We start from the raw sequence: 18633 nt of genomic DNA on the forward strand, positions 1-18633 counted from the left end.
AATGCCAAAATTTAAAAGCAACGGTAAACTATTACTAACAGGAGAATATGTAGTGCTAGATGGTGCAAACGCTTTAGCGGTACCAACTAAACTTGGACAGTCTTTAAGTGTTGAAGCTATTGATATTTCCAAGATATACTGGAAAAGTTTTGACAATCTTAACAACCTTTGGTATGAAGGCGAATTTGAAATAGTTGAGGGCATTTTAAGAGCAACTGAACAAAACGATGTTTCTAATAGGATTGTGCAGATATTTAACGCTGTTAATACATTAAACGGCAGTTTCCTTAGAGGAAATAGAGGTTTTAACATTGAAACCTCTTTAGACTTCCCTACAAATTGGGGCCTGGGCACTTCATCTACATTAATAAATAACATAGCCCAATGGGCCAATGTAGATGCGTTTAAGCTTTTAGAACTCACTTTTGGAGGAAGCGGTTACGATATAGCTTGCGCGCAACATAACATGCCCATTACGTATAACATTAAAAATGGGGCGCCCGAAGTAAAACAAGTTAATTTCCAACCTAGTTTTAAAGACCAGCTTTATTTTGTTTATCTAAATAAGAAGCAAAATAGTAGAGAAGGCATTGCGCATTATAAAGCTCAGGATAAAAAAGATTTGGAACATACTATCTCTGAAATAAACAGGATAACATCTAAAATGATTAATTGCGAACATTTAGAGAGTTTTCAAAAGCTTGTAGAAGAACACGAGCAATTAATCTCAAGTGTTACAAAACAGGAAACTGTTAAACGTGTATTTTTTCCAGATTTTAAGGGCAGTATTAAAAGTTTAGGTGCTTGGGGAGGCGATTTTATTTTGGTGGCCTCAAAAGACAATCCAAGAGCTTATTTTGAACAAAAGGGATTTAATACTATTGTTAGCTATAAAGACATGCTATTATAAGCCTTAGCACACAGATAAAATAAAAAAGCCTCGTTATAACGAGGCTTTTTTATCTATTATATTGGACTTCTTATTGAATTTGAGAAGCTGCTCTATTGTCTTCGATTTCTGAAGCATCTTTCAAAGCATTGTATAACTTAGTATTTACAGTACTTGCTTTTTGTTGCTCAACTCTATTCGCTGCAGCTTGATAATTATCTAACTTTACAGCCGGCGTAACTTTAGTAACCTGTACCATATAAACACCGTTTTCACCTTCAATTAAACCAGAGGTTTCACCTTCATTTAAACCGAAAGCAGTTCCTACAACTAATGGCTCTCTACCAGCTCCAGAGATTGTTGGATTCTTCATGGTAATTGCAGAAGCGCTTCTTACAGTAGTACTTTCTGCTGCTGCTAAATCTTCTAATGTTGAAACTGAGATTCTATCTTTTATTAACGCTGCCTTCTTTTCTTTTCTTAAAATTGGTAATACAGTTGCTGTAGCATCATCTGCCGACATTAAACCAGCTTTATTGTTAGCCACAACTTGAGCTACTAGGTAACCCCCATTTGGTAAACTGAAACGTTTTACATCTCCAACTTTAGTTTCTTCTTCAAAAGTCCAACGTAATATTTGTCTTTGATTTCCAATACCAGGAATGCTTTCGTCTAAAGCTTTAATTCCTTCTAAAGGTCTCACAGCATATTTGTTTTCTTTTGCTAAAGCTTCAAAATCTCCTTTACCAGCGTCTATTTCAAACTTAGATGCATCTCTAAATATTTTAGCTGATGTTTCTTCTGAAGGTTCAATTTTTCTTGCAATTGTACCAATTTGAACAGCCTTCTTCTTATCTGTTAAACCTTCAATTTCTATAATATGGAAACCAAATATTGTTTTAACAACTCCTAAATCACCTACCTTACCTTCAAACTCAAAATCATTGAATTCTGGTACCATAGAATTGTACGGGTGCCAGTCATAACGTCCTTCGTTAGCTATACTTCCTTGATCTGCAGAAAACTCTTTTACCAAATCAGGGAATTTAGAACGATTTCCTTTAATAACAGTTAATAAGCTATCTGCTCTTTCTTTAGCTTGTTCTTCTGTTAAAGTTACATTAGGAGCAGCACTTTGAGAACCGATGTATGGGATTAAAATGTGTCTTACTTTTGCAGAGTCTGGTACTTGCTTTTGAGCAATTAACTTTGAAATCTTGTAGAATCCATTTTCCTTGTAAGGTCCATAAGTCTCACCAACGTCTAACTTAATTAAGCTATCGGCTACTTGAGATCCTATTCCGTTTTTAAATACAAAACGTTCATTAAATTTAATGTCTGATTTTAAATTGATGTATTCAGCATCGTTTTCAACTTTAGAAAATGCCTCAATTACATTAGTCCTTCCGTTCTCGTCAACTTGCTGACCATTTAAAAATGTTCCTAACTCCTTTACAATAGCAGTTTCATCTGCCATTGAAGCAACTTCTTTAAACTCAACAAATTTAATATCTCTTGTCTCTTCTACCTCAAAGTCGTTTTTATGACTGTTAATGTAACTAGAGATATCAGATTTAGAAACCTTTACAATGCTATCTGGAATTGAGTTATATGATACTTGTACGTATTTAATATCTACTTTGTCTCCTTCTAATTTATGTTCTAGTTCTCCTTCTGCTAAAGTACCAGTTAAACCAGCTCTAACAAGGTTAAAATAGTTTTGTTGTAATCCATTATTAGAAAGTGTTTCCTCATATTCAACCCAAGTAGCATAAGTCTGTGGCGATGTAGCTTTAATACTTGCTATATACTCATTTAACTTGTTTTCATCAAAAAGACCAGCTTCATTTACAAATTGAGGATTGGTTGCTAAAGCGTTTCTAAGTAAATCTCTTATTTGATCTTGCTCTACAGTGATTCCTAGCTCATCATACTGCGTTTGCATAACTGCGTTTCTAACTTCTTGATCCCAAACTCTATTCATGGCTTGTGTATTAGTTGCATTAGCCCCTAATTGTTGTTGTACAGCCTCTACTTTTTTAAGGAAATCATCACGAGTAATATCAATACCATTTACAGTACCTATTACACTTTGTTTACTAGAAAAACTCGCACTTCCATCAAAAACACCTGATAATACGAATGCAAATAACGCCAACGCTATTACTGCTATTAATACAAATGTTTTTTGTCTAATCTTACTTAAAATTGCCATTTTATATTCTTGATTTTACCTTTTCAGGACTATTGGTCTAACATCATAAAAATCAATCAAAACACTATGATTGACGAAAATATCGTGCGCGAAAATACCATTTTCTATTTAATAATAAAAGTAGAAATCCCCTTTAATTAGGTTAAACTATTAGTATTAACTTTCTTCTAGTATTTTAAGATTTACTAAATCTATTTTGGTATTTGAAACCTCAGCTATTGTAAATTGAAAGTTTTCGATCTTTACAACATCTTCTTGGTCTGGAATTTCTTCAGTGTGATTCACAATTAATCCTCCTAAAGTTTCGTAGTGTTCACTTTCTGGTAAATTAATTTTAAACGTCTCGTTTATATAATCTACTTCCAATCTTGCTGAGAATACATAGTTCTCTTCATCAATCTTTTGTTCTATTAAATCTACAGTATCGTGTTCATCTTCTATCTCGCCGAATAACTCCTCTACAATATCTTCAACAGTCATTATACCCGAAGTTCCGCCATATTCATCTAAAACAACGGCAATACTTCTTCGCTTTTTAGTAAGTACATTCAATACATCTTTAATAAGGACGGTTTCCGGCACAAACTCTACGGGCATCATAACCGAACCAATACCTTTATGTTTTTTGAAAAGTTCAAAAGAATGAACGTAACCTAAAATATCATCAATTGTATCTTTATAGACTAATATTTTGGTCCTCCCGCTTTCTATAAAGAGTTTCGTTAACGTATCAATAGACTCCTTAATCTCAACAGCTATAATCTCCGTTCTTGGTATCATAACTTCCCTTGCCTTAACATCTGAAAACTCTAAGGCGTTTTGGAATATCTGAATTTCTGAGTCAATTTCATCATGTTCTTCAACAGACTCCATCTGTTCACTAATGTAATTCCCCAATTCTACTTTAGAAAAAGCCATTTGGATTTGATCTCCTTCGGTCTTAAAAAACGTTTTTAGAACAAAATCCGAAATCCAAATTACCAATTCTGAAATTATGCTAAAAAGCAAGTAAAAAATATACGCTGGAATAGCTAAAACCTTAATAAGGGTGTTAGCATAAATTTGAAAAAACACCTTGGGAAGGAACTCTGCTGTTATTAAAATAATGAAGGTAGAAATAAGCGTTTGAGAAAGTAAAACTAAATCAGTAAATAAGTAATTCACAAACTCATAATCTGTTGGAAGTAAGGTTTGGAACCAATTAACCAACAAATCCCCCATAAAGAACCCATAAATAACTAAGGCAATATTATTCCCAATTAACATTGTAGTAATAAACTTAGAGGGTTTAGCTGTTAAACGGCTTAACACCTTTGCCAATAGTCCCTCTTGCTTTTTCTCTATTTCAATATGAATTTTATTTGAAGACACATAAGCAATCTCCATACCAGAGAAAAACGCCGAAAGCATTAAAGAAACAACTATAATAACAATGTATAGTGTCATTTACTTTTGATTGTTTCTGTCTTGAAACTTTTTACTAAATTTTCTTCTGAAGAAAAACATAAAAATAGCTAAAGCCGCTAAGCCCAGAGATAAATAACCATTTTCACCATTAGTAAGTTTAGAAATGCCATCGTATAAAAACAAACCGGCAAAAACTAAATAAACATACTGAAAGATACCCAAGTATTTCATTTTATAAATTTGATGTAAAGATAATTAAAATAGGAAAGAATGCCGGATAACTTCTAATCTTCTACTGTAAAAGTACTGTTATTAACTTCTAAAACTTCAGCATTAGTAAAGTCGCCGTTAGAATCGAAACCATGTCCATGAATAATACCTGCGTCAGACTCAAAAGTAACGGGTACATTAGTAAATATCCACTCTCTTTTTCGGTCAAAATATAGCTGTTCGGATTTTAGAATTCTATTATCATGTGTGGTAATAACAACATTACCTTGTAAATCTATAATGCTAGTTTTATCATACACAATAGCGTAGTCAGAGACTATTGTACTCTTTTTTTCTTTATCAAAAATATGAAGTGTAGCCCCCTCTGGGAACTCGTAATACGGGAAGTCTCGGTTAGAATAATCTAACATTCTTTTACCAATAAGATGTCTTGTAACCTTACCCGAATCTGTAAATTTTAAATTAATGTTTTCCGCTTCTCCAATAGGCTCATTTTCAGAAACACCAATTTTTTGAACTTCCTTGTAATTGTCCTTACAAGAAAAAAACATAGCCACAGTAAAAACTGTGACTATGCTTAGAATATATTTAGTGATTTGTTTCATTTATTGTTTTGAGTTATATAAACTCAAACCCTAATATATTATATTATAGTTTAGGAACTGTAACAGAACCTCCAATCCAACAACCAATCTTTATTACTTCCCCAGCTCTTCCTGAACTAAATACATCGGCCTTAGATGGTGCTTTAGCTTTATAGTTAGCTACGGATTTAGCAGCATTTTTCTTTTGAGTTGGATCTACTCTAGCAGCTTTTTGAGCTTCTTGAGCCGCTAACCAATATACTGCTCTTTTATTAAATGTTGTATCTCCACAACTGTTTGCACTTGCTGCATACATTGCTGCTATTGATATGTGCGGACGACCATTTGAAGGGTTAAGTTTTAAAGAGTTTCTGAAATACGTTCTAGCTTGCCCATATCTTCCCTTTTTCTTTAAAATTAATCCAATTCTATTCGCTAAACCAGCTTTTTTGAAAGTGTCTTCTTCTAAATCATAAGATTGTTTAAAATAGCTAATAGCTTCATTTTCTTTACCATTCTTAAACAATATAGTACCAACGAAATATTTTGTATCGGCTGAAGGTGCAGTTTCATCATAAGCCTTTACCAACTTCTCATATAATGGAGAATCTGTACACTCTTTATAATACATTCTACTTACTGCACGTTTTAACCAAACACCATCATTAGTATGCTCTGCAAAGTCTCTTTCGTATAAAGGAATTAAGTTATCACAATTTGCACGAGGTCCTAATTTACCATCAATACCAGAAGCAATTTTATCATAAGCACTTAATACCTGCCCATAGTACTTTTTGTACTTTCCTTCTTTAGAAGTTAAAGCTGTACCGCCTTCTTCTTTTGCCACTAAAGCATTTAGTTTTCCAGATGCAAATTTAATTTCATCCTGAATTTTCTCAACGATATCATCGTATTTGTTAAATAAGTCTTTTGCTGGCTTAACTTTAGCATCATAAAGTTCTACCATTAAAGAGAAATAAGTATATAAACTTTTTGGATTCTTAAAGTTCTTTTTGTCTGCTTTGTATACAGCGTCAAAACTGTCGTATAAGGCTTCATTAGAAGTTCCTAAATCTTTCCTGTTATCATACATTAACTGACTTTTTAAAGCACCATATTTACCAACAGGTGTTCTGCTTGCAAAATGCTCTGATCTTTGATCGTATAATTTAATTAAGTCATTAATATAAGCTACCTTATCTGCCCCTGAAGAATTTTTAATCTTGTGATTTAATATTTTCTCTCCATCTACATAGATTGCATTGTTAAACTTTGGATTTTTAGTTCTCACATCCATCCAAGGTTGATATGCAGCGTCATAGTTTTTAGCTTTCACATATTCATGAAATATAGACAATTTAGTTATGCTCTCTTCATCTTGTTGTGCAAAACCAAAACTTAAGCCTATAAATAATGCTATTAAAAAAGTAATTTTCGTCTTCATGATAAAAGTTTTGTTTTGTTATTAGTTATACTTCCTTTTCTGGAACCATCTGTCGCCCAAAGATAAACTTAATTGGAAATTAATAAAATTCTCTTGTATTAAATTATTATTAGTTGTGCCGCGTTTTCCAATTTCAACACCAAAGTTAGCATTAGAGATTCCACCACTTAATGGTAATCCTACCCCAAAAGATATGCCAAACTCTTTTATTGACTCTGTATTAATTACCAATCCTGTTTTTTCATAACGCACTCCTGCCCTATAAACACTACGCTTTAGGTAGTTTGTTAAAGATCGATAATCTGGAATAAAGAACCCTCCTACTGAAATTGTTGAGGCATCTTCATAACTTGTTGTATTACTGCTAAATAAATCGTTTGAAAAGTTAGATGTTTTTTGAGTGGTATACTCGGCTCCCGCAAACCATTTTCTAGGTTGACCTATACCTAAACCAAAAGATAGTTTTGATGGTAACGTAAGCTCTGTTTCTTCTAAACCTAAACCTTCTAAATCCACATCAATAGAATTGTTTACAATTTCTTGCCCAGTACTGGAATTGGTTATAATTGTGGCAATAGATCTTTCGTTCTTAGAAACCAACTCACTTTCTGGTGTATAGGTAGCTGTTGCTGCTAACTGTAGTTTATTAGTTAACATCCTATTATAGGATAAACCAAAATTAAAATTCAGTCCACTTAAATCAGATCTATTGGTTTCCCTTGATTGGTATTGCGTAATTACACCATTATCATAAACATATTCTACAATACTGTTTCTAATATTTCCAAAATTATATTGGGCATCTACACCAAAACTTAAACCATCTGTTATTTGATACGCCATTCCTAAAAAAGCCTTATTTAGGCCTCCTTCTCCAGTAAATCTATTTTCTAAATCATTGGCGTCATTTAAAGATTCTAGTTTATACCCTACAGATGTATATGGTAATAAACCTAAACCAAAACCAAATTTACCTGCTGGAATATTAATGGCTATATAATCGAAGGTAGTTGACTTAGACGTATCACTACCATCTTCAGCTTTTAGGTTTGTACTTGTATAACTTCCACCAACTGCAAACTTTACAGGTCTGCTTTGATTATCCCAAGCCTCTATATTTTTGGTAACATAACTAGCAGGGTTTCTTAAATTTACATGAATACTATCAATAAATACACCGATACCTCCCATGCTTCTATTTTCAACTGTCCCTTTAAATTTTAGACTTCCAATTCCATAAAAAGAATATGGGGAAGCTGTTCCCTCTTGCCCATAACTTTGGATAGCTATTAAAGCAACAAAAACTAATACAAGTTTTTTAATCATTCGTTCGAATTAAATTGTAAAATGTAGTTCAAACCTTCTAAAAGAAAATTTGAATTGGCAAATATGCTACTTTTTAATTGTTTAGACAAAAAATTAGCATCGCCGCCTGTTAAAATAACTGTTAAATCTAAATATTTGGTTTTGTACTCATCTATAACACCATCTAACTCTTTTAAAATACCAGTAACTACGCCAGAGTGTATTGATTCTTCTGTTGATTGACCTATTATATTTTTAGGCAACTCCGTTTCTAATAACGGTAAATTGGCAGTTAAATTATTTAGTGATTTATATCTAGTACGTAAACCAGGAGAAATTGCCCCTCCTAAATATTCGTTCTCTTTATTTATAAAATCATAGGTAATGCATGTACCTGCATCTATGATTAAAACATTTTCATTTGGAAATTGTTTTACTGATGCACTTACTAATGCAATCCTATCTACACCTAGTGTATGGGGCGTTTTATACGTATTCTTAAAAGGCAGCTTGGTTTTTGAATTTAACACCAAAAGGTTAATTAGACCTTCTACATTGCTAAAATCTTCAGAATTTAAATGGCCAACCGAAGAAATTATGCCGTGTTTTAGGGTAGAATATTTACTTTTTAGTTCAAAAATACCTTCTACAATTTCATTATGCTTAACAACTACCTTCTCTTTTAAAGTATTTCTACTATAAACGGCTAGCTTAACATAAGAATTCCCAACGTCTATTATTAAATTCATGCTTTTAAAGAATGGGCTAAAATTACAAAACAACTTCAATTTTATTCTTAATTATATTATAATATTGCCACCGTTATTTCTTATTTAGCCTTAAAATATGTTAAAGTGATTTTTTTTCAAATTTATTTTGGCGAATAACAAAATTGAATATATATTTGCATCCGCTTACAGCGAGGTACCTTAGCTCAGTTGGTAGAGCAAAGGACTGAAAATCCTTGTGTCCCTGGTTCGATTCCTGGAGGTACCACAAAAAAATCCCGAAGCATTTGCTTACGGGATTTTTTGTTTTTAAGTGGTAATTTGTTCTTAACCAAGATTTCTGAACATTTCTCTTATTTAATCATAAGCACCTTATAATGAGAGCATATCCCCTTTATAATAGTTTAATATTTTAGTGAGTAGTAGGTATTCATACTTAGTGTTTGCTAAATTGACTTTGGCATTATCCAAATTGTTTTTACTAGTAATATAATTTAGAAAATTTGAAACCCCATTATTAAAACGTATCTCGTTAATACGATAAGACTCTTTATACGCCTCAACCTGTTTCTGTAAACTTTGGTAACGATTATATACCGCTTCCATATCAAAATGAACCTGGGCAATAGTATTTTTTATGTCCAAGTGTGTACGTTCCAATTCTAATATAGACTCTTCCATTCGCATTTTTTCTATAGCCACATTATTCTTGGCTCTAAAACCATTGAACAAAGGGACATTAACAGCAACACCAATTACTGTATTTAAATTATTATCTAATTGATCGTTATAGTTTATTTTATCTGATGAGAAATTGGTTTGTTCTGTCATTACAGGTAAATCTTGACCATTTAAGGAAACAAAATCACCTGTTTCTATAATAGTAGTTCCTGTTGATGTAAAAACCTCAGCAGCGCTTGAGTAATTCGTATTAATACCACTAAATATAGATACATTAGGAGAAAATTGTGCTTTAGCCACACTGACCCCTTTTTTAGCCGCCTTTATTCGAAGCTCATTAGCCTCAAAAGTCGCCAAATTCTCAAGCGCAAGCAGGTACACATCTGCAGCAGATAGTTTATACTTTTCTAATGCTAGCAACTCCGTCTTTGTATCTAGATTTTGAACATCCTTTAAATTCATTAATCTTAATAGACTAAGTTTAGCATTGTTTAGGTTAGACTTTGATACTAAAAGGTTGGTTTCATCATTAGCAATTTGTCCTAAAATATCTGCATAATCTGCAGGGTTTCCTGATTGATTCTCGAAAAAATCTTTTTGAACTTCTAGTTGTTTTTTTGTGGTTTGATAACGTTGTTTATTTAGCTCTAATACTGCTTTATTGTTCAAAACTTGTAAATAAGCCAATGTTACATTTAGAATTAAATCTTGTTTAGCGACCTCCTTTTCTAGCTCCGAAGCCTCTCGATTTAATCGATTTTGTTTAGCGTTGTTTAACAATCTAAATCCATTAAATACAGTCATATTTAGACTTAATCCCATATTAGAAAACGTTAATTCCTGATTGATAAAATCATTCGTAAACGGATCTATACTTCTACCATCATTGATACCTAAATTAAAACTACCATTTATACTAGGCAACATATTGGCCTTGGCCTGTTGATGTTGTATTTTAGCAGAATTAGCTCGTAAAGCAGTAGACTTTAAATCTAGATTATTTTCTAAAGCAATAGTTATACATTCATTTAAAGAATAGCTTTTAACTCCTAAATCTTGAGTGTAGCTATTAAAACTAATAAACCCAAAAAAGATTAATACTAAGTGTTTGTATTTCATGATGCGCTAATTACCTAGACTATTTTTCCGTCTAATAAATTAATTATTCTTGAACCGTATGATGCGTTTTTTTCTGAATGTGTTGCTTGTATAATAGTAACGCCTTCCTTGTTTAACTCCGTAAAAAGTTCCATAATCTCAGTGCTCTGTTTGGAATTTAGATTTCCAGTAGGTTCATCGGCTAAAAGAAGTTTGGGTTTCCCTATTAATGCTCTGGCTACACCTACCAACTGCTGTTGTCCGCCACTTAATTGAACCGGAAACAAATCTTTTTTACCAACAATATTAAAACGATCTAGCATATCTGCGACTAGAGCTTTACGTTCTGCAGATTTTATACTTTTATACAATAATGGTGTTTCAATATTTTCCCAAACTGTTAGCTCATCAATTAAATGATACGCTTGAAATACAAATCCAATGTATTCTTTATATAGTTTAGACTTGCTTCTCTCTTTCATACTATGGACTGGTTCTCCGAGAAAAACATATCCGCCCCCTGTGAAACTATCAAGCATTCCAATACAATTAAGTAAAGTTGATTTTCCTGATCCAGAAGGCCCCATGAGGGAAATAAACTCACCCTCCTTAACTTCCAAGTTTAAATTATCTAATAAAACTACTTTATTACTTCCAGAATTAACCTCTCGAGTTGCTTGACTTAATTTTAATATTGTATTTGACATTTTTGTTGTTTAATTGATTGAAAATGAATTTACTCAGAACGCAATGAGTTTACTGGGTTTGCTCTAGCTGTTTTTAAAGTTTTAACACTTATAGATATTAGCACTAAAGAAAAAACAATAACAATTGGAAAAACAAACAACCAAATATTTAAATCTATTTTATACGCGAAATTTTTAAGCCAATTCTTAACTAGCAAATAAGTTATTGGCACACTAATAATTACAGAAATAAAAACAGTTTTCATAAAATCTTTTGAAAGCAGTATCAGAATAGTTGTGCTACTTGCTCCAACCACTTTTCTAATACCTATTTCTTTCTTTCTTTTAGCTACAGAGAATGATGCTAACCCTAACAATCCGAGACATGCAATTAGTATAGAAAAAGCCGTAAGAATCATAAATACATTTTTAAACCGATCTTCTGCTTTAAACTGCTTATCATATTCCTGATCCATAAAAAAGTATGAGAACACGGCATCAGGATAAATACTTTTGAACTTTTCTTTTACTAGAGAAAGATTATCACTTGGTAAACCTCCAGTAAATTGCACGGTAGCCAAACCTCTAAATGTATTGTTATATATATGAATTAAGGGTAACAATGGCTGTTTAGGTGATTGTTGATGGTAACTTTTAACAACACCCTTTATTAACCATTCCCCGCCCCAGAATGAAAGCTTTTTTCCAATAGCGTTTTCGGGCTCCAAAATATTCCACATTTTTAATGCTTCGTCATTTACTATTACTTGCCTTTGTTGAGCTGTACTGGTATCGTCAAAATTAGTACCAGCTAATACTTCTATTCCTAGAAGCGAGGTGTAATCTTTATCAATAAATGTGAGATAAAAATTATGGTATTTCTCTGGTTTAGTACCTGTAATTCTAATTCCTGCTGTTGTAGATAAAGCACCTGAAGGCTGCCCAGGTACCGTTTGTGATAAAGAAACGGCTTTTACATTTGCGCTTGCTAACAAACTTTGCTTAAATGCAGAGTAGTTTTTAGTTGCATCTTTTATTGGGGCCTCTACCACAATATTTTGTTCTACATTAACACCTCTATCTAAACCTCTCATAAAGTCTATTTGCTCATTAACCGTAAATGTTTGAATGAGTAAAATGATTGTTATGGCAAACTGAAACACAACTAACCCTTTTCTTAAAAGTGTTCCTTTTAAGGAATGAGAAAAATTACCTTTTAAAATTGAAGAAGGTTTAAATGCCGATAAAACAAAAGCCGGATAAAGTCCAGAAAGAAAGCCTCCTAAAATAACAAATACTAAAAGTGGTAACCAAAAAGACAGCTTTGTTACGAACTCAAAATCTACAGGTAAACCTGATAAGCTTAAAAATTTAGACTTTGTCAAAAAGACTAAAAATAGAGCAAGAATAGCTGCAAGAACATTCATAACTAAAGACTCTACTAAAAATTGAATTCGTAATTGAGATTTCGTAGAGCCTAAAACCTTTTTCACACCTACCTCCTTTGCCCTATCTAAAGCTTGAGATGTTGTGAGATTTATATAATTAACAAAGGCACTAAGAATTATTAACACAGCCACAGCTAAAAGAAAAAAAACAGCCTTGGCATCTCCGTTGGTTTCTGGTTCAAATGTTTTTTTAGAGTATAGGTGAATGTCTTTTATTTTTTGCCCTACAATAACTTCACTTTCAATCTTTTTCTCTTCAATTAACCGCTTATTAAACGCTTCCAGATCTTCAGTAAAGCGATCATAATTAGCTCCATTTGCCAGTTGCACATACATATAAGAATTATTGCCATTCCAATTATCTTTAGTTTCTCCATGTCTATTCACCATTTCCTTATCAGAAATCATTGTAGGATATGAAATTAACATATCAAATTTGAGATGCGTATTGAGAGGGCTATCATGAGTAACCCCAACTATATTGTACAGGATATGACCATTTACACCAGGTGATTTAAGAACTTCTCCAACAACATTTGTACGATTAAAATATTTCAAAGCTGTAGATTCTGTAATTACTGCTTCATTAGGTTTTGTAAATATTCCTTCCGCATTACCATGAATCAACTTGTAATTGAACATTTTGAAAAAATCGGCATCAACAGCATAAAGTCTTTTCATAAGGAACCGTTGCTCTCCAACTTGCATTGGCGCATTTGGTTCACCAATACCATAAACCCGAGTATAGTTTTCTACCTCCGGAACTTCTCTGCTTAATTTAGCACCCACAGGTGGATACATTTCACTGTCTTGAGTAGTTACCGTATTTCCTGTTAAGTAATTTAATGTAAGCCTAACTATTCTATCCGCATTAGGATGTGTGTTTTCATAACTTCTTTCAAACTTAACATATTGTAAAATGAGTAATGTGATTGCAAAACCCGTTGCTAAGCCAACAAGATTTATAAACGTAAGCCCTTTATTTCTATAAAGGTTTCTAAACGCTATTTTGAAATAATTTTTAAGCATGATTGTTCTTGTTTTTAACACTGAAAAAAAGTTCAGTTAAGATTGATGATTTTATTTTTCCCTAATAATGATTGCTGGGTTTTGTTTTAAAACCTTTACTGCGTAATAGAAAACATTTATTACAGCAATAATTAGTATTAATGAAATACCACCAATAAACACTCCCGATTTAAGTTCTATTCTATAGGCAAAATCATTGAGCCAATTTGATAAGAAATACCACGATAAAGGAATTGCTAAACATGCAGCGATACCAATAAGTAACAAAAAGCCTTGAGACATTATTAGAAAAACGGTTTTATTACTAGCTCCTAAAACTCTCCTTATAGCTATTTGCTTTAAATTTTCAGTTGTTGTTAAGGAAACCATGGCTAAAAGTCCCAAATTAGCAATGAAAATAGCTAGCAAGGTGAAAAAACCAAATATTTTTCCAAATTGAATATCCTTTTTATACTGTTGATCAAAATAGGCGTTTGAGAAAAAAGAATGGAAGGGATCTTCTGGATAAATTTTATGCCAAGTGTCTTCAATAGCAGAAAGTCCTTGCTGATAATCATCCGTATTTAATCTCACAAGATAAAATCCAAATTGATTAGGATGCACATTTAAAAATATTTCCGGACCAATTGGAACAGATAAATCTCTTAGATGAAAATCCTTAACCACACCAATTATTCTCCACCTAACATCTCTATACTTAATTATTTCTCCTATAGCTTCACTAGGTTTAGCAAAACCAAAAATTTCACAAGCAGTCTCATTAATTATAATTTCTTGTCTATGTTCTGTAAGGTCTAGTTTAAAATTTTCTCCTGCCAAAATTTTGGCTTGAAACACATCCAGAAAGCCTTCGTCCACTTGTCTAAAACTAAACTTATGGTCTGTACTTTCTCCAGAGCTTTCCCGTATTAAGCCATTTAATATTTGAATAGATTCTTCTCCAGGAACATTACGGCTAGAGCCAACTTGTTCAACAAATGCATGTTTTTTTAGCTCTGTACGGAAAAGATCATATTTTCTTGCCCTATCATGTACTGAATCAATATTCTGCCATGTTGCATTTAAGGTGGCCGGCCCGTTTATAACCAACACTTGATCCATATTGATTCCTAAATCATAGGATCTCATATATTTTACCTGTCCTAAAACTACCACTGCAGAAACTGTTAAAAAAATAGCAGCAACAAATTGGATTAACACTAAAACTTGTTTGAGACTATACCCTCTTCCTCTTAGACTAGAAATATTTCCTTTAAGTGCAAACTGCGGTTTAAATGAAGAGACAATAAATGCAGGATAAGCCGATGATAACAAAGTACATACTGTAAAAATTGTGAGAACAACAGCCCAATAGATTGGTTCATTTAGTTCGAAGTTTAAGGACACTTCGAAAAACTGAGTAATTGGTTGTTTGCATATAAGTACAATAACTAATGCAAGAATAGCTGCTAAAACATTAACTACAAAAGCTTCTGTGAGGTGCTGAAAAATAAGCTGTAACCTACTTGCTCCATAAGCCTTTCTAACCCCAACCTCTTCTGTTCTTTTTAAAGAAAGTGCTGTTGCCAGATTAATAAAATTAATTAAAACAATAACCAGTATAGCTACCCCAACAGCACTGATAATATAGATATATTTCCTATCTCCTCCCACTTCAAGCTCATCAATATAAGACGTATCTAAATGAATGTCTTGTACGGGTTGTAGGTTTAGATGTAAATCTCTACCACTTTCATGCATAAAGCCAATGTTCTTTTGGACATAGCTATTTATAGATTGCTCGGTATGGGTAGCACTACTTTCTTTATGTAATCGTACGTAAGAGTACATAAGTAGATTTTGCCAACCATTTTGATTCCTCAGATTCTCGTACTTTAACCAAGTAGATACAGAAAAGAGGTATTCGTATTTTAGATGGGTATTCTCTGGAGGATCTGCTATTACCCCCTTTACTTCGAGAGCTAAACCTTCGTTTATATTAATTGTTTTTCCAATAGGAGAAAGATTTCCGAATAAGGCTCTAGCTTTTGATTCTGTTAAAACCACTTTTGAAGGTTCTATAAGTGCCGTAGCTGGGTCGCCTTCTATTAATTCTAATCCGAAAACTTTAAAAAAGTCTCCACTTACCCAAAGAACATTTTGATTGACCAGTCTTTTCTCTTCAAAGTACACCAAACACTTTTCATAATAACTATTAGTAGCATATTGCACACTTGAAATTTGATCAGCAACCTCAAATGCCAGTTTTCTCGGTGTTTTAGAAGAATACCTAACTACTTCATCATTACTATACAATGCGGAATTTACCCTGTAAATATCATCGACTTGTGCAAAATAATTGTCATAAGATGTTTCATATCTCACGTAAGCAGCAATAAGAATAACCATAGCAAAGCCAATGGATAGCCCTATAATATTTGTTAAAGAATAACCTTTGTTTTTAAAAAGACTTCTAATTGCTATTTTAAAGTAATTTTTAAGCATGATTTATAGACTTATTCTGTTTTTAAAACTTTAACTGGATTTGAAATAGCCACTTTTACCGTTTGATAACTTATGGTGATTAGAGCTAAAATCAGAGTAAAAGCAATTGCTATTAAGAAATACCACCATTCTATATTGGTTCTATAAGCATAACCTTGAAGCCACTGTTCCATAACATACCAAGTAATTGGTATGGCAATAAGTCCTGCTATTAAAATCAGTTTTATAAAACCAACTGAAAACAGAGCTAAAATATTTCTAACATTGCTTCCGAGTATCTTCCTAATACCAATTTCCTTAAGACGTTGGTTTACAAAAAACAGAATTAAACCATAGATTCCCATACAGCCAATTAAAATGGCTAAACCTGAAAATAGTTTAGACAATGAAAGGTAACGCTGTTCGGTTTCGTATTGTTCAGCCACTCGTTCATCTAAAAAGTGGTAATCAAAAATGTAGTTACTGAAGGTATCCGTCCAAACATTACTAACTTGAGTCAACACCTCTTTTGTATTGGTATAATTGAGTTTTACTGCTATTTCTCTATACCATTCTTGATTCGGCGTTACTATTGCTGGGGCTATTTCTGTTGTGAATTTTTGATTATGAAAATTCTTGAATACACCAACAATGGTCATTTTGTGTTCATGTAATTCTAAAGTTTTCCCCAATACCTCCTCAACAGAAGTATCACCAAGTCTTTCTACAAACATTTCATTTACCATAACTTCTGTGGTCTTATCATCCTTAAAAAAACTACGACCAGAAACCAGTGGAATGTTAAACAGCTTTAAATAATCTGCGTCACCAGCTTTTATGGTATTACTAAATTCTTCATATTCGGGTCTGTTATTATACCTAATAATAGAACCCCAATTATTTTGGGCGGCTCCTGGGCTACCAAAACAGTTAGAGACTTGCTGCACTCCGGGAATATTTTTAAGGCGATTTTTTAGGGTATTTAGCATTTCTGGATTTTCATGTGGAGGAATACCCAACATAACAATAGACTCTTTTTCAAAACCCAAATCACCATCAACTGCAAAAGTTATTTGCTTGGAAATTACAATGGTAGCCACAATAAGTATAATGGATATTGAAAACTGTGTAACCACTAATACTTTTCGTGTAAAAGCCCCTCCAGTGTCGTTGTGATTAAGCTTTCCTTTTAATGCCAAAACAGGAACAATACGCGCAATTAATATGCCGGGGTAACTCCCAGCCAATAAGGATACACTGACCAACAATGCAATAAAAAAGGTAATAAACTTGATATCAAGAAGGCTATTTAAAGTTAATTCCAAGTCAAAAAGCGTATTGAAGGATGGTAGTGTAAAAGCAGTAACTAAAAAGCCCAGACACGAAGCTATAAAACTAATTAATAGCGTTTCCACTAAAAATTGCCAAAACAACTGTTGCTTTAGGCTTCCTAATACTTTACGGACTCCTATTTCTTTAGAGCGATAAAACGCTTGGGCAGATGAAATGTTTATAAAATTAATGGAGGCAATACCTATTAAAAACAGTCCGATAATCCCAAAAATGATTAGAAAGGCAGGGTTGAGTCCCCCATAGACAGGATTAAAATGCATGTCTGATAAGGGCTGAAGTTGATATACGTGTTTGTTTTTATAGTTTGGTCTGTATTTTTTAGGAAGCTCTAAAAGTGCGTTCTCAATAGCAGACATATCTTGATTGGGATTTAGCTTTATGAAGCATTGTAAACTAGATGTAATACCTCCCCATGTTTCAGAAGCTGTCCAATTAGAAAAGTCCTTTAGATTTTTGAAGGCTACGAAAATATCACCATCAAAAAACGTGGTTTCAGGAAAATCTTTTAGAACACCAGTGATTTTAATGGTTTTATCATTTTCAAGCACAAACGTTTCTCCCACCACATCTTTTTTTCCAAAAAGGTCTAATGCCTTTTGTTCTGTTATAACAGCGGTATTGGGATCAGAAAGAGATATGCTATGACTTCCGTCTAGAAGGGGAAAATTAAAAATTTTAAAAAAATCTTCCTCAACAAATGAAATGTCTTGTTTAAACTTGGTTGTACTATTGTTTTTAGGTATATCTATAATTAAATTTCTCTCTCTTGCAGTTTTTGCAACCTTGTCGGCATAGGCAAATTCTTCTCTGAATACTTTTGCAAACCCCGGAGGAGCTGACGTAATATAATGTGTTTGACCAATATGCTCCTCAGTAGTTATTCTGTAAATATTGTCTGAATCCTTGTGAAAGTTGTCAAACGACAAATGATGACTTATAAATAAGTAGATTAGTATACTACTAGCAAACCCCATGGACAACCCAAAGACGTTAATAGCTGTAAATACTTTTCTTTTCGTTAGATTTCGCCATGCGATTTTAAAATAGTTGCGTATCATGATTGATGATGTTA

13 protein-coding genes and 1 tRNA gene are annotated in these 18633 nt (G+C 32.9%); 2 read left to right on the plus strand and 12 right to left on the minus strand.

What is annotated here, in order from left to right:
- Nucleotide 1 precedes the first annotated feature (1 nt).
- Nucleotides 2–910, plus strand: coding sequence for a GYDIA family GHMP kinase (locus tag FUA24_RS02655; protein ID WP_148539959.1), 909 nt, complete (start codon nt 2–4; stop codon nt 908–910).
- A gap of 70 nt (nt 911–980) precedes the next feature.
- Here the strand turns inward: FUA24_RS02655 and FUA24_RS02660 are convergent, their stop codons facing one another.
- The 7 genes from FUA24_RS02660 to FUA24_RS02690 all read right to left on the minus strand — a co-directional run bounded on the left by FUA24_RS02660 (nt 981) and on the right by FUA24_RS02690 (nt 8824).
- Nucleotides 981–3104, minus strand: a complete 2124-nt coding sequence (locus tag FUA24_RS02660; protein WP_148539960.1) for a peptidylprolyl isomerase — start codon at nt 3102–3104, stop codon at nt 981–983.
- 156 nt (nt 3105–3260) lie between these two features.
- Complete coding sequence (locus FUA24_RS02665) at nt 3261–4550, minus strand: hemolysin family protein (RefSeq protein ID WP_148539961.1); 1290 nt, start codon at nt 4548–4550, stop codon at nt 3261–3263.
- On the minus strand, nt 4551–4742 hold the full coding sequence (locus FUA24_RS02670; RefSeq protein ID WP_148539962.1) for a hypothetical protein: 192 nt from the start codon (nt 4740–4742) through the stop codon (nt 4551–4553).
- Between the two features lie 53 nt (nt 4743–4795).
- Nucleotides 4796–5347 (minus strand): LPS export ABC transporter periplasmic protein LptC, encoded by a 552-nt coding sequence (lptC, locus tag FUA24_RS02675; RefSeq protein WP_148539963.1) that lies wholly within the window; start codon nt 5345–5347, stop codon nt 4796–4798.
- A gap of 43 nt (nt 5348–5390) precedes the next feature.
- Complete coding sequence (locus FUA24_RS02680) at nt 5391–6770, minus strand: tetratricopeptide repeat protein (protein ID WP_148539964.1); 1380 nt, start codon at nt 6768–6770, stop codon at nt 5391–5393.
- 21 nt (nt 6771–6791) lie between these two features.
- Nucleotides 6792–8096 carry a hypothetical protein gene (locus FUA24_RS02685; RefSeq protein WP_148539965.1) on the minus strand — a complete coding sequence of 435 codons (1305 nt, stop codon included), beginning with the start codon at nt 8094–8096 and terminating at the stop codon, nt 6792–6794.
- The gene (locus FUA24_RS02690) at nt 8093–8824 is read right to left on the minus strand and encodes a type III pantothenate kinase (protein WP_148539966.1); all 732 of its coding nucleotides are present in this window, start codon (nt 8822–8824) and stop codon (nt 8093–8095) included. Before FUA24_RS02690 ends, FUA24_RS02685 begins: the two co-directional genes overlap by 4 nt.
- A 174-nt stretch (nt 8825–8998) precedes the next feature.
- Here FUA24_RS02690 and FUA24_RS02695 point away from each other — a divergent pair.
- A tRNA-Phe gene (locus tag FUA24_RS02695) sits at nt 8999–9071 on the plus strand.
- 104 nt (nt 9072–9175) lie between these two features.
- Here FUA24_RS02695 and FUA24_RS02700 read toward each other — a convergent pair.
- From FUA24_RS02700 to FUA24_RS02720, 5 genes are read right to left on the minus strand one after another with little or no spacing between them, the layout of a single operon-like run.
- Entirely contained in the window at nt 9176–10603 is a 1428-nt protein-coding gene (locus FUA24_RS02700) for a TolC family protein (protein WP_148539967.1), read from the minus strand.
- Between the two features lie 14 nt (nt 10604–10617).
- Complete coding sequence (locus tag FUA24_RS02705; RefSeq protein ID WP_148539968.1) at nt 10618–11289, minus strand: ABC transporter ATP-binding protein; 672 nt, start codon at nt 11287–11289, stop codon at nt 10618–10620.
- A gap of 29 nt (nt 11290–11318) precedes the next feature.
- Nucleotides 11319–13745: an ABC transporter permease gene (locus tag FUA24_RS02710; protein WP_148539969.1), complete on the minus strand. Its 2427-nt coding sequence runs from the start codon at nt 13743–13745 to the stop codon at nt 11319–11321.
- A gap of 51 nt (nt 13746–13796) precedes the next feature.
- Nucleotides 13797–16229 (minus strand): ABC transporter permease, encoded by a 2433-nt coding sequence (locus tag FUA24_RS02715; protein ID WP_148539970.1) that lies wholly within the window; start codon nt 16227–16229, stop codon nt 13797–13799.
- An 11-nt stretch (nt 16230–16240) separates the two neighbouring features.
- Nucleotides 16241–18619 (minus strand): ABC transporter permease, encoded by a 2379-nt coding sequence (locus FUA24_RS02720; RefSeq protein ID WP_148539971.1) that lies wholly within the window; start codon nt 18617–18619, stop codon nt 16241–16243.
- Nucleotides 18620–18633 lie beyond the last annotated feature (14 nt).

It is taken from the genome of Seonamhaeicola marinus, assembly GCF_008085455.1.